The organism is Neisseria sp. P0021.S007, assembly GCF_051956855.1.
Genome location: NZ_JBQCXA010000681.1, coordinates 1 through 634, shown reverse-complemented (window position 1 = coordinate 634; position 634 = coordinate 1). Strand labels below are relative to the sequence as shown.

Annotated in this window: 1 pseudogene; it reads left to right on the top strand. The window is 49.1% G+C overall.

Annotated elements, in window-relative coordinates:
- Positions 1-135 precede the first annotated feature (135 nt).
- Positions 136-634, top strand: a pseudogene (locus ACTHUR_RS15355) (type 1 secretion protein); the annotation flags it as partial.

Sequence of the window (634 nt, the reverse complement as noted above, 5' to 3'; positions counted from 1 at the left end):
ATCTACATCCCTTCTGAATGATACCCCTATTCAGACGACGTTTCCTTTTAAATCGAAATAGAACTTTTCAGCGGTTGCATTGCCTATTATGTTTTACCGTTCAAAATGACAGATCATTTCAAAAGGAACATATTAATGTCAGAAACTGTTACCTACGATCCATCCCGCTACGGTGCCAAAGCCGCATACACGACTTATGAAGCCGACCAGGGTACACTCTCAGCAGGTGCAACAGTCAAAAAAGCCGCTTCTTCCACACACTCCACTGCCCACGAAGCCAGCAAACAGTCTTACGTTGACCTGCCGGCCAATGCCGCCGTTTCGTTTACAGCAAAAGCGGATGCGGATGCCGCCACCCTCCGCTATACCGTTCCCGACGGGGCAACCGGCAAAGTTGAAATCCAAGTAAACGGCAAACCCGCAGCCAACCTCGATTTATCATCAAAACACAACTGGCAGTATTTGGAAAATTATGAACACCACAAAGGCGAAGACATCAAAATCCACGATACGCCTGCTGCCGACCGTGTCGCCCGCTTCCAGTTTGACGAAACGGGTACGCTGTTGAAAAATACATCCATCCAAAGCGGCGACACCGTTACCATCGTCAACCAATCAGGCAACACCCCGGTCG